Origin of the sequence: Exiguobacterium sp. OS-77 (assembly GCF_000414195.2) — a bacterium.
Lineage (GTDB): Bacteria > Bacillota > Bacilli > Exiguobacteriales > Exiguobacteriaceae > Exiguobacterium_A > Exiguobacterium_A indicum.
This window is the reverse complement of the sequence record NZ_DF239008.1, coordinates 892351-915509: the sequence shown is the minus strand read 5'-3', so window position 1 is coordinate 915509 and position 23159 is coordinate 892351. Positions and strand designations below refer to the sequence as shown.

22 protein-coding genes are annotated in these 23159 nt (G+C 46.0%); 2 read left to right on the top strand and 20 right to left on the bottom strand.

Going from position 1 to position 23159, the window contains the following annotated elements; all coding sequences use genetic code 11:
• Positions 1-75 precede the first annotated feature (75 nt).
• The 6 genes from EXG77_RS04425 to infC all read right to left on the bottom strand — a co-directional run bounded on the left by EXG77_RS04425 (position 76) and on the right by infC (position 3681).
• Positions 76-861, bottom strand: a complete 786-nt coding sequence (locus EXG77_RS04425) for a TrmH family RNA methyltransferase (protein WP_369792088.1) — start codon at positions 859-861, stop codon at positions 76-78.
• Entirely contained in the window at positions 836-1918 is a 1083-nt protein-coding gene (locus tag EXG77_RS04420; protein ID WP_023469013.1) for a M42 family metallopeptidase, read from the bottom strand. The genes EXG77_RS04425 and EXG77_RS04420 overlap by 26 nt, the downstream gene beginning before the upstream one ends.
• Before the next feature lie 12 nt (positions 1919-1930).
• Positions 1931-2413 (bottom strand): dUTP diphosphatase, encoded by a 483-nt coding sequence (locus EXG77_RS04415; protein ID WP_023469014.1) that lies wholly within the window; start codon positions 2411-2413, stop codon positions 1931-1933.
• A gap of 118 nt (positions 2414-2531) precedes the next feature.
• On the bottom strand, positions 2532-2891 hold the full coding sequence (gene rplT, locus EXG77_RS04410) for a 50S ribosomal protein L20 (protein ID WP_012371057.1): 360 nt from the start codon (positions 2889-2891) through the stop codon (positions 2532-2534).
• A 37-nt stretch (positions 2892-2928) separates the two neighbouring features.
• Positions 2929-3123, bottom strand: a complete 195-nt coding sequence (gene rpmI / locus EXG77_RS04405) for a 50S ribosomal protein L35 (RefSeq protein WP_023469015.1) — start codon at positions 3121-3123, stop codon at positions 2929-2931.
• Positions 3124-3150: 27 nt separating this feature from the next.
• Entirely contained in the window at positions 3151-3681 is a 531-nt protein-coding gene (infC, locus tag EXG77_RS04400; protein WP_029342318.1) for a translation initiation factor IF-3, read from the bottom strand.
• Between the two features lie 434 nt (positions 3682-4115).
• Here infC and EXG77_RS04395 point away from each other — a divergent pair, with 434 nt between their 5' ends.
• A complete protein-coding gene (locus EXG77_RS04395) occupies positions 4116-5585 on the top strand; it encodes a catalase (RefSeq protein WP_023469017.1) in 1470 nt (489 codons plus the stop codon).
• Positions 5586-5632: 47 nt separating this feature from the next.
• On the opposite strand, the gene EXG77_RS04390 is transcribed toward EXG77_RS04395, so the two are convergent.
• The 13 genes from EXG77_RS04390 to EXG77_RS04330 form a co-directional block, all read right to left on the bottom strand.
• Positions 5633-6844 carry a hypothetical protein gene (locus EXG77_RS04390; protein ID WP_052017094.1) on the bottom strand — a complete coding sequence of 404 codons (1212 nt, stop codon included), beginning with the start codon at positions 6842-6844 and terminating at the stop codon, positions 5633-5635.
• 192 nt (positions 6845-7036) lie between these two features.
• On the bottom strand, positions 7037-8977 hold the full coding sequence (thrS, locus tag EXG77_RS04385; protein ID WP_035396562.1) for a threonine--tRNA ligase: 1941 nt from the start codon (positions 8975-8977) through the stop codon (positions 7037-7039).
• Between the two features lie 311 nt (positions 8978-9288).
• The gene (dnaI, locus tag EXG77_RS04380; protein WP_035396561.1) at positions 9289-10206 is read right to left on the bottom strand and encodes a primosomal protein DnaI; all 918 of its coding nucleotides are present in this window, start codon (positions 10204-10206) and stop codon (positions 9289-9291) included.
• A 12-nt stretch (positions 10207-10218) separates the two neighbouring features.
• A complete protein-coding gene (locus EXG77_RS04375; protein WP_035396560.1) occupies positions 10219-11580 on the bottom strand; it encodes a replication initiation and membrane attachment family protein in 1362 nt (453 codons plus the stop codon).
• 72 nt (positions 11581-11652) lie between these two features.
• Positions 11653-12129: a transcriptional regulator NrdR gene (nrdR, locus tag EXG77_RS04370; RefSeq protein ID WP_023469022.1), complete on the bottom strand. Its 477-nt coding sequence runs from the start codon at positions 12127-12129 to the stop codon at positions 11653-11655.
• 13 nt (positions 12130-12142) lie between these two features.
• Positions 12143-12511, bottom strand: a complete 369-nt coding sequence (locus EXG77_RS04365) for a hypothetical protein (protein WP_023469023.1) — start codon at positions 12509-12511, stop codon at positions 12143-12145.
• A gap of 107 nt (positions 12512-12618) precedes the next feature.
• The gene (speD, locus tag EXG77_RS04360) at positions 12619-13005 is read right to left on the bottom strand and encodes an adenosylmethionine decarboxylase (RefSeq protein WP_023469024.1); all 387 of its coding nucleotides are present in this window, start codon (positions 13003-13005) and stop codon (positions 12619-12621) included.
• A gap of 258 nt (positions 13006-13263) precedes the next feature.
• Complete coding sequence (locus EXG77_RS04355) at positions 13264-14307, bottom strand: glyceraldehyde-3-phosphate dehydrogenase (protein WP_023469025.1); 1044 nt, start codon at positions 14305-14307, stop codon at positions 13264-13266.
• A 132-nt stretch (positions 14308-14439) separates the two neighbouring features.
• A complete protein-coding gene (coaE, locus tag EXG77_RS04350; RefSeq protein WP_035396558.1) occupies positions 14440-15045 on the bottom strand; it encodes a dephospho-CoA kinase in 606 nt (201 codons plus the stop codon).
• Positions 15042-15872, bottom strand: a complete 831-nt coding sequence (gene mutM / locus EXG77_RS04345; protein ID WP_035396555.1) for a DNA-formamidopyrimidine glycosylase — start codon at positions 15870-15872, stop codon at positions 15042-15044. Before mutM ends, coaE begins: the two co-directional genes overlap by 4 nt.
• Positions 15873-15888: 16 nt before the next feature.
• Positions 15889-18486, bottom strand: coding sequence for a DNA polymerase I (polA, locus tag EXG77_RS04340; protein ID WP_035396554.1), 2598 nt, complete (start codon positions 18484-18486; stop codon positions 15889-15891).
• A 212-nt stretch (positions 18487-18698) separates the two neighbouring features.
• The gene (pnpS, locus tag EXG77_RS04335) at positions 18699-20432 is read right to left on the bottom strand and encodes a two-component system histidine kinase PnpS (protein WP_023469029.1); all 1734 of its coding nucleotides are present in this window, start codon (positions 20430-20432) and stop codon (positions 18699-18701) included.
• Positions 20429-21148: a response regulator gene (locus tag EXG77_RS04330; protein ID WP_370448377.1), complete on the bottom strand. Its 720-nt coding sequence runs from the start codon at positions 21146-21148 to the stop codon at positions 20429-20431. Before EXG77_RS04330 ends, pnpS begins: the two co-directional genes overlap by 4 nt.
• Positions 21149-21360: 212 nt before the next feature.
• On the opposite strand from EXG77_RS04330, the gene EXG77_RS04325 reads away from it, so the two are divergent.
• Complete coding sequence (locus EXG77_RS04325; RefSeq protein WP_035396553.1) at positions 21361-21786, top strand: divergent PAP2 family protein; 426 nt, start codon at positions 21361-21363, stop codon at positions 21784-21786.
• A gap of 59 nt (positions 21787-21845) precedes the next feature.
• Here the strand turns inward: EXG77_RS04325 and EXG77_RS04320 are convergent, their stop codons facing one another.
• Positions 21846-22985 (bottom strand): zinc-dependent alcohol dehydrogenase, encoded by a 1140-nt coding sequence (locus EXG77_RS04320; protein WP_035396552.1) that lies wholly within the window; start codon positions 22983-22985, stop codon positions 21846-21848.
• Between the last annotated feature and the right edge of the window lie 174 nt (positions 22986-23159).

Below are 23159 nucleotides of genomic sequence, written 5' to 3'. Positions count from 1 at the left end.
TCCCTAACGTACTCTGTTCCATCAACGTCCATGATGTATTCCTGATGTTCACTTTAGCATGAACGCTTGCCGGTTTCAATCCACGCTTGCAAAATGATAGAGCAAAATGCCAGCCGCTACTGCCGCATTCAAAGACTCCGCTTTACCACGAATCGGGATGTAAGCACGCTCATCACAGTAAGAGAGCAATTCTGGCGCAACGCCTTGTGCTTCGTTTCCGATGATTAAACCGAGTGCATCCATCGGTGCGATCGTTTGATAAGACGTCGCTCCTTCTAACGCCGTGCCGATTACCGCAATTCCTTGTTCGTGCAGGGCATTGACTGCCTCTTCGAGTGGCATGGAGATGACCGGTAGGTGGAACAGCGATCCTTGCGTCGCACGGATGACTTTTCCGTTATAGACGTCAACTGTTCCCGGTCCGACGACGACCCCATCGAATCCAGCTGCGTCAGCTGTCCGAATCATCGTCCCAACGTTCCCTGGATCTTGCAGACGATCGAGCAACAAATAGCGTCCTCGCTCTAATTGTGCCGAAGCTTGTTTCATCTCACAGACAGCGAAGATGCCTTGCGACGTTTCCGTCTCAGCCAGTACTTTGATGACGGCATCATCAATCGTAAAGACATCGGCATTTCGTTTCCAAGAACCGGGTACTTGATACGATTCACGCACAATCAATTCCTTGACGATTCCAGCGCGAACAGCTTCTTCAATCAAGTGTTCTCCTTCAATTAAGAAACGGTTCGTCTGCAGACGTCCTTTTTTCGTTAAGAGTTTTTTCCATTGTTTAACGATTTCGTTCTTTGCTGATGCGATGTGCTTCATTGTTTTATTACCCCTCGTAGATCGCTTGGACAGTCTCCGCATCCAGACGTTTTGTCACAGCAACGACTAAATCGACGGCTGCTTCGAAATCGGCTTTATGCATGATTGAGACATTCGTGTGCAGGTAACGAATCGGTACAGTCAATGCAAGTGATGGAACACCTGTATTCGATAAGTGGAACTTCGCTGCATCCGTTCCGCCACCTGGTGTTAAGTCCAGTTGATACTTGATATTTTCTTCTGTTGCGACTTTCGTCACGAAATCGATCAATCCACGATGTGCGATCATCGTTGCATCGAACATGATGACTTGAACGCCTTCACCTAATTTCGACAATGCTTCACGATCGGTCATTCCTGGCGTGTCACCCGGGATACCTGTATCGACAGCAAAGGCGATTGATGGTTTGAGCAGGTGTGCGACAGTTTGAGCCCCACGTAATCCGACTTCTTCCTGAACAGTCGCTCCTGCGAAAATCGTGTTCGGATGTCCGTCTGCTTTTAAGCGTTTGATTGCTTCGATTGCGATGGCACAACCAATCCGGTTGTCCCACGCTTTTGCCATCAAGAAGTTCTCATTTTTCATCACAGTAAATTCGCAATGTGGAACGACCGTATCACCCGGACGAATTCCCCAACCGTCGACTTCTTCTTTTGATGAAGCACCGATATCGATGAACATGTCTTTAATGTCGACCGGCTTATTGCGCGCTTCCGGTGGTAAAACATGAGGTGGTTTTGCACCAATTACACCTGGAATGACTTCACCAGATGACGTCACAATATTCATACGCTGTGCCAAGAGGACCTGACCCCACCAACCGCCGAGTGGTTGGAAACGAAGGAATCCTTTTTCATCAATCTTCGTGACCATGAATCCGACTTCATCCATGTGACCCGCAATCAATACACGTGGCGCATCTTCGCCTGCGCCTTTATGTTCAGCAAAGAGGCTACCGAGACCATCCTGGTGGAATGCTTCTGCATGAGGTTCTAAATATTCACGCATGAGGTTCCGGACTTCTTTTTCGTTTCCCGGTACACCTGTTGCGTCCGTGAGACGTTTTAGCATATGTAATTGTTCGTTCATCTGATTTCCTCCTTAGTAACCGTTGTCTTGTCGCACATGGTTTGCTTCATTTTTAGAAATGTAAGCCTTGAAAATCATATCCTGTGTAAAGCCTAGTGTAGCACCTAATGCAAGGTATGCACCAATTAGAACATCATAACTTTGTTCCGTCCGCGAAATCGCAAAGACGTTCGTTTTGTTATAGACGTCTAAAAAAGCATCTGTTGCTGTCAAATAGAAGTCACCTTCTGTAAAATGACTTTTCTTGTAATCAAGTGCTAAACCTAGTGAGAGTAGAAAATGGACGCCATCGACATATTCCTCAAGAATTGTGACTTGAGCGGATGGTCCCTTCTTCGACCAGAACTTAAAGCAACGTGTCTCGTTCGCAAGTTCACCGAGTTCGACCAATAAGGCGAGCAGACGCTCGTCGAATTGATTGCCTGTCAATTGATGTTCTGACTGAATCCGTTTATCCAACTGTTCTTGCATCTCAAAAAGTGTCAACCAATCCATCTTTAATTCTCCTTCTATCTAAAAAAATCATATGACCGTCTCATCGACGTGCCTTCTTATTTTATCATTAAATCGAAAAAAACGTCGGAGAATTAAATTCCCCGACGAATTGTAGAACTTAAGCGTTCAATTTTGCTTTTGCTGTGTCAGCAAGTGAAGCAAATGCAGTTGCATCTGTAACTGCGAGGTCAGCGAGCATCTTACGGTTAACGTCGATACCTGCTAATTTAAGACCATGCATCATGCGGCTGTAAGAAAGACCGTTGATACGTGCTGCCGCATTGATCCGAGTGATCCAGAGGCGACGGAAGTCACGTTTCTTTTGACGACGGTCACGGTAAGCGTACATGAGAGATTTCATGACTTGCTGTTTCGCAACCTTGAAGAGTGTATGTTTCGAGCCGTAGTAGCCCTTAGCTAATTTGAGTTGTTTTTTACGACGTTGACGAGTCGTATATCCGCCTTTTACGCGTGGCATATAAATTCCCTCCTAAATCTGTATACGATTGGATAAATTACTTCGCGATCATGTGACGGATGCGTTTGAAGTCACCCGTAGATACCATGCTAGCTTTACGTAATTTACGTTTCGCTTTTGTTGATTTGTTACCGAACAAGTGGCTTGTGTAAGCACGACCACGTTTCAATTTGCCAGAAGCAGTACGTTTGAAACGTTTAGAAGCACCGCGGTGCGATTTCATTTTAGGCATGAGAGATTCCCTCCTACTTCGATTCGATTAGTCTTCTTTCTTAGGAGCAAGCACGAGGAACATGCTGCGTCCTTCCATCTTCGGTCTCTGTTCCACAACACCGAACTCACTTAAATCCGTTGCGAGGCGTTCGAGAACGCGTTTACCGATTTCCGAGTGAGTGATGGCACGACCGCGGAAACGAATGCTCGCTTTCACTTTGTTACCATTCTCCAAGAATTTCTTCGCATTACGGAATTTCGTTTGGAAGTCGTTCTCCTCGATCGTCGGGCTAAGACGAACTTCTTTCATCTGAATCACTTTCTGATTCTTCCGAGTTTCTTTGTCCTTCTTTTGCATCTCGAAACGGTATTTACCGTAGTCCATGATCTTACAAACTGGCGGCGTCGCTTGTGGAGCGACCATGACGAGGTCAAGTTCCGCTTCCTCTGCGAGACGTAGCGCTTCGTTGCGTGATTGGACACCTAGTTGAGCACCATCCGCTCCGATAAGACGAACTTCCCGGGCACGGATGCTTTCATTGATTAACAGATCTTTGCTAATGGTTAGCACCTCCATCGTGCATTGCACGAAAAATGAATGATAGAAAACGCTATAAAAAAAGCGTCGGCAGTTTTTCCCGCCCACACTCATAAGGAACGTCAAAGCATAGCAGTCGCTACACATTGCGTATCTTCATGATGAACCAGTACGAGTCGTCATACATGGTGAGAAGCGGGATGCTTCTGCTTTGTTGTCATTTCACTTTGCTATCATAGCACTTGTTTTCCCGTGATGTCAAGCCGCTTTCTATGTTCTTACAGAACGTTGCTCACATACTTGATTATAATAGCAATCCTTTGACGGATAAGCAAGAAGTTTCTAACCTGTTTTTCACGGGTACACTCTTAACATGGAAAAAAAGATTCAGAACATTCGCAAGCAAAATTGTTTATTTAGAATGATTATTGTTTTATAATCAATTTAATTTTACATAAGGGGGAGAATAACAGATGACTGAAAAACGATTAACGACTAATCAAGGTGTACCAATCGGAGACAACCAGAATTCACGTACGGCTGGACGTCGCGGACCAACGTTATTAGAAGACTATCAATTAATTGAAAAGATGGCCCATTTCGACCGGGAACGTGTACCTGAGCGTGTCGTACACGCTCGTGGATTCGGTGCTCACGGTGTCTTCACTGTCAAAAACTCAATGAAAAAGTACACGAAAGCTGCGTTTTTACAAGAAGAAGGGACAGAAGTTCCTGTTTTCGCCCGTTTCTCGACTGTTATTCACGGCACGCATTCTCCAGAGACACTCCGCGATCCACGTGGATTCTCTGTCAAGTTCTATACAGAAGAAGGAAACTGGGATTTCGTCGGGAACAACCTTCCTGTCTTCTTCATTCGTGACGCTATGAAGTTCCCGGATATGGTCCATTCACTTAAACCAGATCCACGCACGAACATTCAAGATCCTGACCGCTACTGGGACTTCATGACACTTCGTCCGGAATCGACGAACATGCTCATGCATCTTTTTACGGATGAAGGCATTCCTGCAAGCTACCGTAAAATGCGTGGTTCTTCCGTCCATTCATTCAAATGGGTGAACGCTCATGGCAATACGGTTTACGTTAAACTACGCTGGGTACCGAAAGCTGGCATTCATAATCTCTCAGCAGAAGAAGCAACGGAGATTCAAGGAAAAGACTTCAACCACGCTTCAAACGATACGTTCCAAGCGATTGAAGACGGAGATTATCCGGAATGGGATCTGTTCGTACAGGTGCTCGATCCGGCTGACGTCGATCAGTTCGATTTCGATCCGCTCGATGCAACAAAGGATTGGTTTGAAGATGTCATCCCGTTCCAACACGTTGGTACGATGACACTGAACAAAAACGTCGACAACTACTTCGCTGAAACAGAATCTGTCGGCTTCAACCCAGGTGTCTTGATTCCAGGGATGTTACCATCTGAAGATAAGTTGTTACAAGGTCGTCTGTTCTCTTACTCGGACACACAACGCTACCGTATCGGAACGAACTACCAACAACTTCCGATCAACTGTCCGTTCGCACAAGTGAACAACTACCAACGTGATGGTGCAATGCCAGTTGGTCAGCAAACGAGTCCGGTGAACTACGAACCAAACCGATATCAAGAAGAACCAAAAGAAACACCAGAGTATACGGAAGAAAACCAGCCGTTACTTGATGATAAACACGGTCGTCTCGAAATCGAGAAGACGAACAACTTCGGTCAAGCCGGCGAAGTATACCGTCGTCTGACAGAAGACGAGCAAGCAGCTCTTCTGAAGAACCTCGTCAATGATCTCGAGCAGGTTCGCCATGAGAACACAGTCTTGCTCGCAATCTGTAACTTCTACCGTGCTGATGCTTCACTCGGTCAGAAACTATCAGAAGCGCTTCAAGTCGATATCGAACCGTTCTTGCAACAAATGCGTTCATAACGTAAAACAAGCACCCTCGACGCTAGTCTTGGGTGCTTTTGCTTGGTTTAGTACGGAACAAAGTCATATCGTTCAGCTGTTGCATACGTATATTCGTTTAGTTTCGTAAATAAGACGATTCTATTTAATTGAACATCTTTGGCAGTATTTTGTTGCATGTATTGTTTTTCTGTTTCCGTAAATGAGTTATAAATTGGTGCATATCCATCGCTTTGAAACGGTTGCATTTGAATCGCACGATCGGCGTTTTCGAATGTATTATAGCGAATCGTTCCGCTGATGATGCCTCGCCCTAAAATCGTCATTGCTTTTCCGTCTGCCCGGTGTACATCTCGAATCGTATTGTTGATGACGGTCGGATTTTTCCAGTTCATCATTGAAATGGCATAGTCCTTCGTCTTTTCGATCAAGTTATTTTCAATCCGGATATTCGTGTGTAAACGATTCTCTGTATATTGATGTGTGCCAATGGCGACGTTGATGTTAGAAAAAACATTGTTTCGAATCGTGATATCCGAATTTGGTGTACCATCTTGAGCAGACCACTTCCACGGAAAACCTTTCGTGATTGGATCCGGTGTATCTAAATTAATCGATTCATTTGGTCCTGTATTCGCTATCATTGTCGCATCAACGAACTTCATATTTTCAATCGTCGCGTTTTTCGTCGCGTCTAACTCCATCGCATGTGATCCTTTTTGATTACGCACTGTGATGCCACCGATATATAAATTTTGGTTGTGTGCAATCGCAAAGGCAGATCCTCGCGAAAAGCCGTTTAAGTCGATTTGTGCGTTTCCTTTTCCGATGATCCGTGCGTTTTTCGTACCGTTGTATTTCGACACTTTTTTATTCAGACGCAACACAGACGGTGCTACTAAATCAAAGACACTCGTCGTCGCACTGATTTTTGACGTCCCTGTTTCAGATGTCTTTTTGATGATGACTCCGTCTTCTAAAATGACCGTCGTGTTCGATGGAATTCCGACACGCAGTGGAGATAGATATGTTCCTTTCGTTAAAACTAGTGTACCCCCACCCTCTTTTTCAAGTCTTTCTAAATAAGAACGCATCGTATAATGATTTCGTGTTTTTGCATTGTAGGTCGTGTATTTTCGAATCAAGGGATCGATTGCTTCTGTTTTTGGTGTAATGCGATATGTCTTTTTAGTTGTTGCTGCTTTTGGCTGTTCAGCTGAAGTTCCCATGAACAAGAGGGAGGCAGCAAGCGTTACTGTCAGTGTTCGTTTCAATGTCATACGTCCTTTCTACTCATAAAACAAATTTATCCATTTCCCATTACATTCTAATACTTTTCCAAATAAAAATAAATATTTCCATCTTCTTTTTTCAAAACTAACTCTCTTGTTTATCGGATCTACTTCATTTGTTTTAAAGGATATACAAAAAAACCGATCATCCCGTAAAACGGAACAATCGGTAATACGCCATTATTTTGAACGGTTTGCGATTTCTGTTTCTAAATCGGATACGAATTGTTCAAGTGATGCATTGCTTGAGTCTTTTGAGCCGTAGCGACGAATGTTGACTTCGCGTGATTCGACTTCTTTATCACCTAAAACGAGCATGACTGGTACTTTGTTGACTTGTGCTTCACGAATCCGGTATCCGAGTTTTTCGTCACGGAAATCTGTTTCGACACGAATTCCTTTTTTCAGCAAGATCGCTTTGATTTCACGAGCATAGTCTTCATGCACTTTAGAAACCGGAATCAATTTCACCTGAACCGGTGCAAGCCATGTTGGGAACGCGCCTTTGTATTCTTCGATCAAGTATGCAACGAATCGTTCCATCGTCGAAACGACACCTCGGTGTAAGACGACCGGACGGTGATCTTGTCCGTCATTTCCTTTGTACGTCAATTCGAATCGCTCTGGTAAGAGGAAGTCGAGTTGGACTGTCGAAAGCGTCTCATCTTTACCAAGTGCTGTCCGAACTTGAACGTCAAGCTTCGGTCCGTAGAAGGCAGCTTCGCCTTCTGCTTCGAAGTATTCCAGTTCGAGCTCATCCATTGTTTCTTTTAACTCACGTTGCGCCATTTCCCAAATTGCATCGTTATCGAAGTACTTCTCTTTATCCGCTGGGTCACGGTACGAAAGACGGAATTTGTAATCCGTGATTCCGAAGTCAGCATAGACTTCTTGAATGAGGTGAACGATGGCTTTGAACTCATCTTTCATTTGGTCAGGACGGACGAACGTATGGCCATCGTTTAGGACCATGTAACGAACGCGTTGGAGTCCAGTTAAGGCACCAGACATCTCATACCGGTGCATGCCACCAAGCTCCGCGACACGAAGCGGTAAGTCACGGTACGAACGTGGTTCGTTTTTGTAGACCATCATGTGGTGTGGACAGTTCATCGGACGAAGAACGAGTTCTTCATTGTCCATCTCCATTTTCGGGAACATGTCATCTTGATAGTGATCCCAGTGACCCGATGTCTTGTATAGATCGACTGAACCGAGGACCGGTGTATAGACGTGCTCATATCCAAGTTCGAGTTCTTTGTCGACGATATAACGCTCGACTGTCCGACGGATCGCTGCTCCTTTTGGTAGCCACATCGGAAGTCCTTGACCGACTTCTTGAGAAGTGAAGAACAATCCAAGTTCCTTCCCGAGTTTACGGTGATCCCGCTCTTTCGCTTCAGCAAGGAAGTGGAGATGTTGTTTCAACTGGTCTTTTGTTGCCCATGCTGTACCGTAAATCCGTTGAAGCATCTTATTTTTTGAATCACCCCGCCAGTAAGCACCAGCAATGCTCATCAATTTGAAGACTTGTAACTTCGCTGTTGCTGGCACGTGTGGTCCACGGCAGAGATCGAAGAATTCGCCTTGACGGTAAATCGTCAAATCCTGATCAGCAGGAATCGATTCGATCAATTCAACTTTCAACGGATCATTGAGTTCTTTATAAATCGCGAGTGCTTCGTCACGTGAGACGACTTCGCGTTCAATCGGCAAGTTCTCACCCGCGATTTTGTTCATCATCTTCTCGATTTCCGGAAGATCTTCTTCAGTTAGGCGACGTTCCATATCGATATCGTAGTAGAAACCATTCTCGATTGTCGGTCCGATCCCGAGATGGATTGTTTCATCTGGGTATAAACGTTTAATGGCTTGTGCCATCAAGTGAGCCGATGAGTGACGAATCAAGTCGAGACCTTCTTCTGAATCCGGCATGATCAATTCGATTGTGCCATCCTCTTCGATTGGACGACGGTAATCGATGGCGTGTCCATTTAGTTTTGCAGCAAATGCTTTTTTACGAAGTCCTGGGCTGATTGAAGCCGCAACCTCTTCAGCTGTCGTGCCGGCTGCGAATTCTTTTACGGCGCCGTCTGGAAATGTAAGTGCGATGTTTGACATGACTGTTTCCCCCTTTAACAAAATAAAAAAGACTCATCCCTAAAAAGGGACGAGTCTTAATCTCGTGGTACCACCCTCGTTCCCGGACCATCTGCTGGTTCGGCTCGAACACGCGTTAACGGGCGTGAGGCGCAAACGGATTAGCCCCGTTCGTGCTATGAGGGAGTAAAGACATGAATGATTCCATGAGAAGCTTCCACCATTCTTCTCTCGCTAGTTTGGTTCATTTCATACTTCTTATCCTCAATCGTTGCATCGTCTATTGACGTGTCATTAGTATAACGAATTCGCCACTTCCTTGACAAGGAAAATTAGTAGCGTCGTCGATTTTCACCGAGGAACTCGATTGGTTGTGTCGTCGTCTGAATTCGTTCCATCAGTCGTGCTGCTTTTAACTTATCACCCTGATCATTCGTAATTCCAAAATGCAGTTCCAGTTCATCATAAGACAAGTTCGAGCTGAACAATGTTGGCAGACGATGCATCATCCGGTACTGTAAGATGATTCCGAACAATTCATCCCGTACCCACGGACTGATCGACTCCGCCCCGATATCATCAATTAATAAGACCGGAATCGTTTGGAATCCTTCAAGGAACGTATCAAACGAGTCGGAGCGAATCCTGCGCTTCGCCTCGGCGACGAATCCTGGGGCATGAACGAGAATCGTCGCAATCCGTTCTTTTTTCAAGGCATTCCCGATCGCAGCTAAGAGATACGTTTTCCCAACACCAAAGCTACCGTGCAGATAGAGTCCCTTTACATGCTCTTTTGAGCGCAGATGATTCAAGAACTGGGAAGCTGCACGTAAGGCACGCTTCCGATCCGACGTCGATAAGTCAAAATCACTAAAGTTCGCATCGCGGACTTCGTCCGGAAGGAATAGACTCTTGAATTTTTTCTCAAGTGCGCGTTCATCCTCTCGGTCTTTGAGCGCTTGTGATTTCTCATACGAAACAACGATCTGTCCTTTTTCGACATGCAGGATCGGCTGATAGCCTTCGATGACGGCTTTATTTTCAATCAGTCGATTCCCGTCCATCTGTTCCGCGTATTCATTCAGCTTCAGCATCCCCCGCTCGATCATCCGTTGATCGATTTCCGGATGGGTCCGTAAAAACATGACGACACCTGGATGAGATAACACCCGTTGTTGAATCGCTCGAACCGATTCTGCGACGTCCGGTCGACTTAATATTTTTTCGATAGATGATTGGATATGTTCCATGTCTCGACTCCTTTAGTTCCCCTTCAGTTCCCGTAAGATTCGTTCCATCTCTTCATCGTCCGGAACATCTGCTTCGAAACTCGCTTTTCTAGATGCTTCATACTGCTGTTGTTTCGCTTTTTCTTCTTGCAACCACTTCGGATTCGGACCGCCGTTCGTATTGCTGGTCCGTCCCCGACGTCCACCAACGGTCTGACGCGCGCGTTCTTGTTTTTGCTCCTGCTTCTTCGCGATCAAGTCATCCTGCTCCTGCGTCTTCGCCAGTGCCTCGGATGCTGTCACGTACCCCTTCTGTTTCCAATCATCGACGATCGATAAGAGGAAGTTCTTACTGAAGCGATTATCCTTTTTAACGACGAGCGCATAATAGTAGGCGGCATTGACGATCCCAGACGACATTTCATAATCGATGATCAATTGCTGGATCAGCTCTTCATCTCGTTCTGACAGCGCTTTGACCTTCCGCAACTTCGCGACATAATGCTTCGGATGGGTGCTTTCCATCGTCTCCGTTGCTTCGACGTCTCCGACCTCGATCGTGTCGAGTGAGGCGACCTTCGCTTTTTTCTCTCGGCTGAGTTTTTGTTTCGCTGACAACATCATCTGTTTGCAACGTTCTTGTTTCTCAGCATCGGTCATCGGCAAGTATGCTTCGTGACGGAAACGGGCATTCAACAGTTCCGCCATCAATGCTTCATTCGACTGCGTGACGTAAGCAAGCTTCACGAGCAGATGATCGATCGCCTTTGAGTAAAAGGTCCGTGGTAAAAAGCGATCGGTTTGACGTTTCATCTCTTCTAAATCAAACGAATAATCGAATTCATATACTGCTCGTTCCTGTTTGGCATAGGCCTTCGGCTGATGCGCAGAAGCAAGACCAGCTTTCACATCGAACACTTGATCAAATCGGACCGTCCGATCAACGATGTTCTTCGGAAGCGGCTCCGTCCGGAAACGATGCTGTAACGACCGGAACCGGATTTCACCGACGCGGTAGAATAGCAGACTCGATAACACCCCGTCATTCAAGAAAGTGTTCGGCGCAAGCGGCACCCGGATTTGATAGATGTAGCGATACGCGGCTTGGCGCGCTTCGAACGTCCGGATCAAACCGATCCCTTCTAGCTTGAATAATTCTTCCTTGAACTCATCGACGGAAAAACCGAGTAGCGTTCCGAGTTCTGCATGGGAGATGTATTGGGATTTTGTTTTTCCCGGAATCATCTCGCTCCAAAACGTTTGATAGAGTCCAAGTGCTTTGACACCAATGATCGGCTGGTACAAATAATATAAAGATTGATAGGCTTCACGGTCGACGACACCATTGCTCATCACTAAGCAAAGATCGGTACCGGAAAGTTCACGTTCTACCATCTGACTCGTCCTTTCTTTAGGGAGAAAAAGAGAGGTGCGCTGACCGGACAGACGACCTCTCTTATATCACGTTCAATTTTCACGGTCATTTTCTTGATGTCGCTCCATCAGCTCAGAGAGCTCTTGGAAAAAGACATTGATGTCCTTGAATTGTTTATAGACACTCGCAAAGCGGACGTATGCTACTTCATCGACGGAAGCTAATTCATTTAACACGAGACGTCCGACCTGCTCACTTGGAATCTCATGCTGAGCTGTCGCCCGCAATGCCTTTTCGACCCGACTGACGACTGTTTCTAGCTGTTCAATCGAAATTGGTCGTTTTTCACAGGCACGCACTAGTCCCCGCAAAATTTTATCACGATTGAACTCGTCGCGCGTTCCGTCTTTCTTTACGATGATTAAAGGGGTCTGTTCGACCATTTCGAAAGTCGTAAAGCGATAGCCGCAAGACTCACATTCACGTCTCCTCCGAATCGAACCGAAATCCTGGACCGGTCTTGAGTCCAGTACTTTTGTTCCGTTAAAATTACAGGCTGGACAGCGCATGCCGTACCTCCGTTCACGTGATTTCTTTTGTTCCAATCATTTTTAATCGATATCCCGCATCAAGTGATGCATAGATTCGCTCGATGTGTTTTTCGAGATCAGGTCCGAGAAGACTTTCACGATGTAAGAATAGATCGACGGCCGTACGTCCGCCCGCCACCATAATGACGGTCGCGAGTCCGTCGACTTCTTTTAATGTAAAAGCGAGTTCTCCACGTTCCGCGTCAACACGACGAACTGTCCCGCCCTCTTGCTTTAAGATATTTTCTAAACCAGCAAACAACATCTCGACTGTTGCCGCATAGTAGTGTGTGCGTAAATTTTCGTTTTTATGTGTATCGGATGTCTCTAGCTGTTTTTGCAAGCGTTCCTTCAGTCCCATGGTCATCCTCTTTTCTTTGTTTCTTCTACTATTAAGAATAACAGACGTCAGACATATTAAAAAGCCCTCGTCTGAACGACGAGGGCTTGACGAATTCGTGTGTGTTGTCAGTTGACGTGCTGGACAGTAGCCGCTGGAACTTGAACTGGTCCCATACCACGTGGAATTTCGACATTTTCACGGATTTTCGCATCGAGCTTTTCAGCAATGTAGTTCGCTGCGATGGCTGGATCGATCCGATCCCCACAAGTAAAGACATCAACCGATGCATACCCGTGCTCTGGGAAACTGTGAATCGTCAAGTGCGATTCAGAGATAATGACGACGCCACTGACGCCGTGTGGTGCAAACTTGTGGAATGCTACTTCTCGTACTTCTGCACCTGCTTGAAGTGCTGCGTCAACGAAAAGTCGTTCAACGAATTCCATGTCGTTCAATTTTTCAGGATTACAATCCCAAAGTTCTGCAATAATGTGTCTTCCCATAGTATCCATTTGTGGATCCCCCCTACATTCAATGGTCTTCAAAGTAGTTGATCACTTACTTTGCGCCTGAGTCGTTCGCACCCACGGGGGAAAGTTAGTCCAGAGAGGTCCTAACCCTTTAAGCTGCGATTGCCAGACCGATTGAAGTTCACGATTTGAATTATAGCGAGTATCAAAAAGATACACAAGGATAAATTTCAAAAATTAATACATTTCTAGAAAAAAAACGGGACAGGTCCCGTCGTTACTGGGATCTGCCCGTTGTCATTAATTCAATTCAAGTTCTTTTTCAACCGTTCCCATCGCCTCTAAGTGCGCCGAAACAAGGTGTACGAGGTCGACGACGCGGCAGGAGTAACCCCACTCATTATCGTACCAAGCGAGGACCTTCACCTGACGACCACCCATGACCATCGTCGAGAGTCCATCGACGACCGTCGAACGCTCTTCTCCGTTGAAGTCGATCGAAACGAGCGGTTCCATCGTCATTCCGAGAATGCCTTCAAGCGCACCGTCCGCTGCTTTCGTGAACGCTTCGTTCACTTCAGCAACCGTCGTATCGCGACTGACTTCGACGACGAGATCGACGAGTGAGACGTTCGGTGTCGGAACACGAAGCGCGAGTCCATTCAATTTTCCTTCCAAGTGTGGCAAGACGAGAGAAATCGCCTTTGCCGCACCTGTCGATGTTGGAATGATGGATGAGCCACATGCACGGGCGCGTCGTAAATCCTTATGTGGATTATCAATATTATTTTGATCGTTCGTAAACGCGTGAACCGTCGTCACGAGACCCGATTCGATTCCGAATGCCCGGTCGATGACTTGCACGACAGGTGCGAGACAGTTCGTCGTACACGATGCGTTCGAGACGATAGCATCTGTTTCATGATCATACATGTCGTCATTGACACCCATGACGATCGTCCGGACATCCCCTTTAGCAGGTGCCGTGATGACGACCTTTTTTGCGCCTGCCACTAAATGCTTCGCAGCACCCGTATCTGAGTTGAACTTTCCTGTCGCTTCGACGACGATATCGATGCCGAGTTCCCCCCACGGCAATAGTTCAGGATTGCGTTCACTGACGATTTGAATTTGTCTTCCGTCAACCATCAACGCCCCATCGATGATGTCGACCGGATAATTGAATTTCCCATGTACCGTATCGTACTTGATTAAATGTGCGAGTGTTTCGACTGGATAGCTTGCATTGATTGCTACGACTTCGCTTTTCCCCTCAGCGATCAGACGTCGAAAGACCATTCGACCAATTCGACCAAAACCATTGACTGCCACCTTGACTCCCATGTGCGGATCCCCCTTCAATGTGACGGATGTAGCTCCGTTTACAGATAGAACTATATCATGAAATGTAAGCGATTTCATTATGTTCTCTAAAAAAAGTGAGAGAAGATGGAAACTTCTCTCACTTCACACTTTTCATGTACCACTCTCATGCTTATCGGTGTCATATAATACTAACCATTTATCGATTTGTTGATATAACGAATCAAGACTCCCATCATTGAAGAACACATCATCCGCAAGCTCTTTTTTCTGTTCAATGCTAAGTTGCGAATGAATACGTGCATATGCTTCTTCTTCCGATAGATCATTACGTTGCATCAATCGTCTTAACTGCATGTATTCCGGACAATAAACGACTACGACACGGTCGAACAGCGTCCGCCAATCGCCTTCAAGTAATAACGGAATATCAAATACGACGAGCGAATGTCCTGAACGTTCATAGGCATCTGCTTCATCAAGCATCTGTTGTCGAATACTTGGGTGCATCAACTGATTCAGCTGTTGTCGTTTTTCGCTATCCTGAAAAATGATTTGTCCGAGTTTTGGTCGAACGAGACGTCCTTCTTCGAATGCTTCCGGGAAGGCCATCTTGACCCCATCATAGGCTCGCCCTCCTGGTTCAATGACTTCTCGCGCAACAAGATCCGCATCGATGACCGCTATTCCTTTTTGCTTCAGATAGCTAGAGACCGTACTTTTACCGGTGGCGATACTGCCCGTCAGACCAACCCTCATAAGGCGACCTGTTGGCACGTCGGACAGAAGTGCGTTCCTCGTCCACCGACTTTGATTTTTTCAATGGCAGTGCCGCAACGGGGACATGGTTCGCCCTTTTGACCGTATACCGCGAGTTGAAGCTGGAACTCACCTTTTCCGGAAGGTGAGACATAACTTCGGATCGTACTTCCCCCTGCTTCTACCGCTTGTCGTAAGACGTCGACACCGGCTTGATGGATGCGTGAAATATCATCAAGCGTCAAAGCACCAGCCTTCGTCAACGGATGGACACGTGCCGCATGAAGGGTCTCATCGACATAGATGTTACCGAGACCAAGGAAGATCGATTGGTCGAGCAATGCCGTTTTGATTGGACTTCTTTTTTTACGAATTAAATTCTCCGCTAACACTTCTGCTGTGAACTCTGGATCAAATGGTTCACGCTCCAGCTGTGCCAGTGGAGCAGTTTGCATCGCTGTTTCCTTATCACGTAATTCCATCGTTCCGAACTTCCGGACGTCATTGTAATGCAGCTCCGAACCATCCGTGAAACGGAAGACGACATGAGTATGTTTATCCCGCTCGACCGGTTGCGGATACGGGAAGTACTTCCCTTCCATCCGCAAATGGCTGACGAGATAAAAACGATCAAAATCAAAGAGTAGGAACTTACCGCGACGTTCGACGCGTTCGATCCGTTCTTGATGTAAAGCATCTGCAAATGGTGCCACTTCCATCCCCCGAATCATTTTCGGGTGGTAGACTTTGACGGAAGAGACTGTTTTTCCAGAGACCGAACGTTCTAAACTGCGACGAACGGTCTCGACTTCAGGTAATTCAGGCACGTCTATTCCTCCTTGCTTACTTCGTTTCGTACCACGTATGTCCTGCGCCCCCATCAACGCGTAGCGGTACGGATAATTCGACGGTCTGCTCCATCGCTTGTTTGACAAGCGCCTGTAAAGCGTCGAGTTCCTCGTCTGGTGCTTCAAAAATCAACTCATCGTGTACTTGTAATAACAAACGCGCTTTCAGATCAGATGCCTGTAAAGCAGCATGGACATCAAGCATCGCTTTTTTTATGATATCCGCAGCGGAACCTTGAATCGGCGTATTGATTGCCGTACGTTCCGCAAAACCACGTAAGTTGAAGTTTTTCGAATTGATATCCGGGATGTTACGGCGCCGGTTCATCAACGTTTCGACGAATCCATTCGCTCGTGCCGTCTCGATTGCCGTGTCCATGAACTGTTTGATTTGCGGGAACAGCTCGAAATAACGATCGATGAACGATTGTGCTTCCTTCCGCGTGATGTTCAAGTTTTGTGACAGTCCATAATCGCTGATTCCATAAATGATGCCGAAGTTGACAGCTTTCGCCTGACGCCGCATATTTCCTGTGACATCCTCCGGTTCAACACCAAAGACACTACTTGCCGTTTGAGTATGGATATCCTCATCATGTAAGAACGCATCGACAAGCGTCTGATCCTGCGACATATCGGCCATGACACGTAATTCGATTTGTGAATAATCGGCAGCGTACAGTGACCAGCCTGCTTCACTTGGAACGAAGGCTTTTCGAATCTTCCGTCCTTCTTCAATCCGAATCGGGATATTCTGAAGGTTCGGATTGACCGAACTTAAACGGCCTGTCTGGGCAATCGTCTGAGCAAAACGGGTATGAATCTTTCCGTCTTCCTTGATGACTTTTTGTAAGCCTTCGACATACGTCGACTGTAATTTTTGGAGCTCCCGGTATAACATGATGTGATCGATGACCGGATGCAGCGGACGCAGTTTTTCAAGGACGTCTGCGGCAGTCGAGTAGCCGGTCTTTGTTTTCTTGAAGGCGGGCAGTTCGAGTTTTTCAAACAGAATCACACCAAGTTGTTTCGGTGAATTGATATTGAACGACTCACCTGCCGCTTCAAAGACCAACGTCTCAAGTTCCGTTAAACGTCCGGCAAGATCTGCTTGCATCGATTGGAGCGTCGCGACGTCGACACGAATCCCGGTCCACTCCATCTCAGCGAGGACACCTGACAATGGACGCTCTAGTGTTTCATACAGCTCATATTGCTGATTCGCCTTCAACTCTTCCCGGACTTTCGGGAACAATAACTCGATCATCCGTGCTTTCTCTGCAAGATAAGGGTGTAATACGTCATCCGCTGGGGCTAGACGTTTGGCTCCCTTACCGAGGACCGCTTCTTCGTTCGGTGCCATCAATGCATAATGACCAGCAATTGAAGCGAGCGTCGTGCCGCCACTTAAATTCAATAAGTAACCCGCTAATAACAAATCCTCATAACCGTTTAAGGTTAAGCCATGCTTACGCAACGCGAATGCGACTTGTTTGGCATCGAGACAAATCTTCCGATGTTCCGACTCGATCCATTGGCGGAATGCCGGATCCTCGACGAGCGTTGGAGCAGCAACATAGATCGTGTCAGGCGTCGCGATCGCAAACCCGATGATGTCTTCTTCCATGTAATCCTCTCGTAGCTGTTCAGCAAGCAACACCGCATCGGTGACGTCTTCAGGAAGTGAAGTGATCGTCACGACGTTCAACTGCTCTTTATCCTCTTCTTTGACGACAGGAGCAAATCGATTCGTCAACGACTTGAAGCCAAGCGACTGGAACAACGAATACGGCACTTGGGTATCAACGTCGCGAATTTGCAAATCCTCTAGCGTCGTCTCGAGCGGGACATCAACTTTAATCGTCGCAAGTTCTTTCGATAGTCGTGCGAGTTCTTCGTTCGCGATGACTTTTTCCTTCTGCTTCCCTTTTAAGTCTTCAACATGTTCATACAGTCCTTCGACAGAACCGTATGCCGAAATCAATTTAACTGCCGTCTTTTCACCAATCCCAGGAATCCCTGGAATGTTATCCGACTTATCCCCCATTAACCCCTTCAGGTCAATCATTTGAATCGGCTTTAGACCACCATACGTCTCAGCGAACAGTTCCTCCGTCATGCACTGGACGTCCGTGATCCCACGCTTCGTGATCAAGACTTCGACCTTATCCGTGACAAGTTGAAGTAAATCTTTATCACCTGTGACGATCCGCGTCCGATCCGTCGACATCGTTCGTGCGAGCGTACCAATCAAATCATCTGCCTCATAGCGATGGAGTTCCATCATTTGAATACCGAGCGCTTCACAGATATCCCGGACGATCGGGAATTGCTCACGTAGTTCGGACGGTGTCTTTTCCCGACTTCCCTTATACTCCTGATAGACATCATGACGGAACGTTTCACTCGAAGCATCGAAGGCAACGAGCATATGTGTCGGTTGTTCTTCCTCGAGCAACTTCAATAACATCATCGTAAAGCCATAAGCTGCGTTCGTATTTCGTCCTTGCGCATCCGTCATTGGTGGTAAGGCGAAAAACGCCCGATAGGTCAACGAGTTCCCATCAATCAATAGCAATTTATTTTCCATCATCTACGCCCCTTTAATCGATTTTCTGTTCCTATTGTATCACTCTACACACATTTGTTCGCTAAAAATGACCAAAAAAAGACGATTGACTCACGGAGAGTCAACCGCCAAGGGCATGACGACATGGGAGCTGATCCAGTCGCCATACAGATGATGAAGAAGGTACTTTCATCATAAGATACATCTATTAAGGAAATGTGAATCCACTGTGAAATTCAGCCATGTTTTGGTAAACGAATCGTAAATGTCGTGCCTTTGTGCTCTTCCGATGCGATTTCGATCTCACCGTGATGGAGGTCGACAATGTGTTTGACGATGGCTAGTCCAAGACCCGTTCCCCCAGAATTACGGCTTCGTGCCTTATCGACACGATAGAAACGTTCGAAGATTCGTTGGGTTTCTTTCGGATGAATACCAATTCCATCATCTTTGATGATGAGTTGGACAGACTCTTCTCCATCCTCGAGCTGAATCCAGACGTTGCCGCCGTTCGGCGTATAATTCAACGCATTCGCAACCAAGTTAACGACGACCTGTTTCAGACGATTCAGATCTGCTCGGATGAAGACTTCCTCTTCCATTTCGATATGAATCGTCATCTCTTTTTCTGTTGCTCGTCGATGCAGGAGTGCTGCTGTCTCCCGAACGAGACTTGTCACGTCAACGATTGCAGTCTCGAGCTGATAGTTATCTTGTTCTAAACGAGACAGCTCAAGCAAATCTTCCACCAATGTTTGCATTCGTTCCGATTCATCGTGGATAATCCGTAAGAACTGCTCCCGGATTTCCGGAACCTCTTGCGCACCATCGAGTAACGTTTCCGCAAATCCTTTAATGGACGTCAATGGTGTCTTCAATTCGTGACTGACATTCGCGACGAAGTCTTTACGCATCTGCTCTAGCTTCTTGATTTCCGTGATGTCGTTAAAGACGACGGTCGTTCCCTGCACCCGACCGTTCTTATCGAAAATCGGAGCGGCACTGACCATGAACGTCCGGCTATTGATGCCAAATCGAACACTCGACTGCTTTCGATTCGGTTTTTCCGTCAGATAGACATCTTCAATCACCTGACTCATTTTTTCGTTCGGAAGTACACGATAGTACAGCTTCCCACTAGAAGGTTCATGAATGTTGAACATTTCCCGATACGTCCGGTTGACGAGCAGGACGTAGCCCTTCTCATCAATCAACATAAGACCGGCGCCCATGTATTCGATCAAAGATTCGAGACGTGCTCGTTGCATTGCTTCACCAGACGATGCGTTTTCGAGATTTCGCGCTAATAGATTGATAGAGCGCCCTAAATCGCGTGATTCATCCGGTGCCGCTAATTCATACACACGCGACTTGTAGTTCCCGTGCGACAGTTCATGTAAAACATCTGTTGCTTCTGCGATTGGACGTAGGAATCGTTTCGTCGACCGATAGATCGTCAAGAATATGATCACTAACGAGGCGAGTAGGGACAGAATGATGACCGTCCAAATCCGTGAATAGATGACATTCAAGTCTTGGGCGTAACGAATGAAACTGACGTAGACTTCTCCCCCATCCGCTGTCGGAACAGGTTTTGTAAATTGGACGACACTATCATCAGTTTTCGATTCAAATGTGCCCTCGTCAGGAATGGCTGAAAAATTGAGGGTCGCTACTTTTAATTTCGTCACATCAACAGGTGTTCCAGCAATGATTTCTCCACGGCTGTTGAATAAAATCATATCGAAATTCGATTCAGCATATAGTTCATTTACATACCGAGACATGTCTGGTACTTCTCGATCTCTCAAAATCGTCTCAACTAGCGCTGTTTCATCCATCAATTTTTCTTTTTCATTTTGGACATAGAATTCTTTGAAGGATTGACCTAATAAAAATCCAAGTGCTACAAGGACGAGACTGATGAACGAAATCATTTTAAAGATAAACCGTTTGCGATACTTACTCATTCCGCCTTCGGCTCTTCCATCTTGTAACCTAAACCGCGAATCGTTTTAATGTAAATCGGTTTTTTCGTATTCGGCTCGATTTTCTCTCGGACATGACTAATATGGACATCTACGATACGGGTATCGCCAACAAAATCATAATTCCAGATGGCAGATAACAACTGGTCGCGAGTCAACACACGTCCTTTATTTTTTGCAAGGTAAACAAGTAACTCAAATTCTTTTGGCGTGAGCTCTAACCGCTCTTCGGCTTTAAATGCTTCGTAATTGTCAGGAACGATTTTGACATCTCCGATAATGATTGTTCCATCCGTCACTTCTTCCGACGAAGTCGTTTGATGACTCATGCGACGTAAAATTGCTTTTACGCGCGCAACGACTTCACGTGGACTGAATGGTTTCGTCAAATAATCATCCGCTCCAAGTTCTAATCCGAGAACTTTATCAAATTCGTCATCTTTTGCCGTCAACATCAAAATCGGTGTATTGATTTTTTGCTGGCGGAGACGTTTACATACTTCAAGACCATCAAGCTCCGGTAACATCAAATCTAAGACGATCAATGCCGCATCTTGTTTTTCTGCTAATTTTAAACCAGACATCCCATCATGAGCTGTTTCAACGATGAAGCCGGCTTGTTCTAAGTTGAACTTCAACAACGTTGCAATCGACAACTCATCATCTACCACGATAATTTTATCTTTCAAACCTTGCATCCCCCTCAAGTTTCCTTCTTTTCGAATGAGGAATTCCGTGGAATCCGCTTCGTCTGTCTTCATCTTACCGACTTTTAATGGAAAACCACAAATCTTTCTGCAGTTTCTTTACATAATCTTTAAAGGAGATGCCGAATCCAACTAGATCGTTCGTGTAAAAGCTAATAAAACGGGGAAACAATACATATCGTTAATTGTAGGAGGTAGAATGTATGGAATGGAACCATCCCCTTTTTGCAGCCATCACGGCGTGGTTCATCGCTCAAGCAGCGAAGCTTGTCACGAGTTTGGTTCGGACACGAAAGTTCGACCTGGAAATCATGTTTGCTTCCGGTGGTATGCCTAGTTCACATAGTTCGACTGTCGTCGCCTTAGCCGTTGTCATCGGTTTTCAGGAGGGCTTCTCGTCTTCGATTTTCGCACTGGCTGTCATCTTTGCGACAATCATCATGTATGATGCGACCGGTGTCAGACAAGCAGTCGGTGTTCAGGCAAAACTACTCAATGATTATTTCAAAGGAATTCGCCATGAGACTCCTCTCCTGAATGAGCTCGTCGGTCATACCGAGTTTCAGGTGTTCGTCGGTCTGTTACTCGGACTAGTCGTCGGTCTTCTATGGCCCTTCTTCTTCTTTTAATCCTATGATGTACAACAGCCCATCCAATAATCGGATGGGCTGTTTGAGTATGATATAGCTTATGGTTTCAAGACGACCTTGATGCATCCATCTGTCCGATCATTAAATGTCTGATAGGCAGAAGCAGCATCATCAAGTGCCACTCGGTGTGTCACGATATCCGTCGGATCAAATTCTTGATTGATGATTTTCTGGAACAGTTCCGGCATCAAATGAACGACTGGTGCTTGTCCCATTTTCAGCGTAATATTTCGGGTAAAGAAATCGCCAAGCGGAAACTGATTATATTTTTTAGCGTAGACTCCTGTCAACTGCACAGTACCAAATTTCCGGACAGCGTCCTTTGCAATGTCAATGGCACTCAACGTTCCACCTTGTAGACCAATCTTTTGTTCAATTTTTTCTACAGGGGACATCTTCCCATCAAAACCGACGCAATCAATTACGACGTCTGCTCCACCTTGTGTCAGCTCTTTAATATACGCACCACTTTCTGCGTGATCCGAGAAATTTACTGTCTCGACTTTATTCGTGACTTTAGCATGATTTAATCGATACACTTGATCATCCACCGCAATGACTCGCTTTGCTCCTTGCATCCATGCAAATTTTTGTGTCATTAGTCCAACTGGTCCTGATCCGAGTACGACGACCGTATCTCCTTTTTTCACACCCGCGTGCAGGACACTCCAATACGCCGTAGGTAAAACGTCAGATAAGAACAATAATGCCTCATCTTCTAATTCGCATGATTCAGGAATCACGAGTGGCATGAAATTCCCGAACGGAACTTTTAAATATTCCGCCTGACCACCGGGATGTCCACCAAACTCTTCTGTAAAACCGAAGTACCCACCTGTATCGACATGGGGATTTCCGTTCGAATTATCACATTGACTCTCCATATCATGTTCACAAAAGAAACAGTGACCACAAGCAACATTAAACGGTAACACGACGCGGTCGCCACGCTTGACCTTCGTCACACCTGGTCCAACCTCTTCAACGATGCCCATCGGTTCATGACCAATGACATAATCTTTGTGAGCCGGCATATTTCCTTGATAGATGTGTAAATCTGATCCACAAATGGCAGTCGATGTGATTTTGACGATGATATCATCGTTTTTATCAATCGATGGATCCTGGACTTGTTTGACTTGAACATCTTTTGCTCCTTGGTATGTTACGGCGCGCATATGGCATCCCCCTTAGTGGAATAAAATGACGTACCTTTGTCCTTACCCTAATACAATCTTTTTTTCTACATGTTTATTGAAATTGGAACTTTTCTCCTATGTGTATCGTATGTTGTGAAAAACACACTTTACACAATTAACCTATGAATGAAAGGAGGCACTCGCGTGGCACGA

Coding starts and splice junctions, on each gene's coding strand:
- EXG77_RS04325 (WP_035396553.1), top strand. CDS start 21,361: ATGGAATGGAACCATCCCCTTTTTGCAGCCATCACGGCGTGGTTCATC.
- EXG77_RS04395 (WP_023469017.1), top strand. CDS start 4,116: ATGACTGAAAAACGATTAACGACTAATCAAGGTGTACCAATCGGAGAC.
- EXG77_RS04390 (WP_052017094.1), bottom strand. CDS start 6,844: ATGACATTGAAACGAACACTGACAGTAACGCTTGCTGCCTCCCTCTTG.
- dnaI (WP_035396561.1), bottom strand. CDS start 10,206: ATGGAACATATCCAATCATCTATCGAAAAAATATTAAGTCGACCGGAC.
- polA (WP_035396554.1), bottom strand. CDS start 18,486: ATGATGGAAAATAAATTGCTATTGATTGATGGGAACTCGTTGACCTAT.
- EXG77_RS04420 (WP_023469013.1), bottom strand. CDS start 1,918: ATGAACGAACAATTACATATGCTAAAACGTCTCACGGACGCAACAGGT.
- thrS (WP_035396562.1), bottom strand. CDS start 8,977: ATGTCAAACATCGCACTTACATTTCCAGACGGCGCCGTAAAAGAATTC.
- EXG77_RS04355 (WP_023469025.1), bottom strand. CDS start 14,307: ATGGGAGTCAAGGTGGCAGTCAATGGTTTTGGTCGAATTGGTCGAATG.
- pnpS (WP_023469029.1), bottom strand. CDS start 20,432: ATGAGTAAGTATCGCAAACGGTTTATCTTTAAAATGATTTCGTTCATC.
- EXG77_RS04320 (WP_035396552.1), bottom strand. CDS start 22,985: ATGCGCGCCGTAACATACCAAGGAGCAAAAGATGTTCAAGTCAAACAA.
- EXG77_RS04375 (WP_035396560.1), bottom strand. CDS start 11,580: ATGGTAGAACGTGAACTTTCCGGTACCGATCTTTGCTTAGTGATGAGC.
- coaE (WP_035396558.1), bottom strand. CDS start 15,045: ATGAGGGTTGGTCTGACGGGCAGTATCGCCACCGGTAAAAGTACGGTC.
- rplT (WP_012371057.1), bottom strand. CDS start 2,891: ATGCCACGCGTAAAAGGCGGATATACGACTCGTCAACGTCGTAAAAAA.
- infC (WP_029342318.1), bottom strand. CDS start 3,681: ATGGAGGTGCTAACCATTAGCAAAGATCTGTTAATCAATGAAAGCATC.
- EXG77_RS04330 (WP_370448377.1), bottom strand. CDS start 21,148: ATGCAAGGTTTGAAAGATAAAATTATCGTGGTAGATGATGAGTTGTCG.
- nrdR (WP_023469022.1), bottom strand. CDS start 12,129: ATGCGCTGTCCAGCCTGTAATTTTAACGGAACAAAAGTACTGGACTCA.
- EXG77_RS04415 (WP_023469014.1), bottom strand. CDS start 2,413: ATGGATTGGTTGACACTTTTTGAGATGCAAGAACAGTTGGATAAACGG.
- rpmI (WP_023469015.1), bottom strand. CDS start 3,123: ATGCCTAAAATGAAATCGCACCGCGGTGCTTCTAAACGTTTCAAACGT.
- speD (WP_023469024.1), bottom strand. CDS start 13,005: ATGGATACTATGGGAAGACACATTATTGCAGAACTTTGGGATTGTAAT.
- EXG77_RS04365 (WP_023469023.1), bottom strand. CDS start 12,511: ATGGGACTGAAGGAACGCTTGCAAAAACAGCTAGAGACATCCGATACA.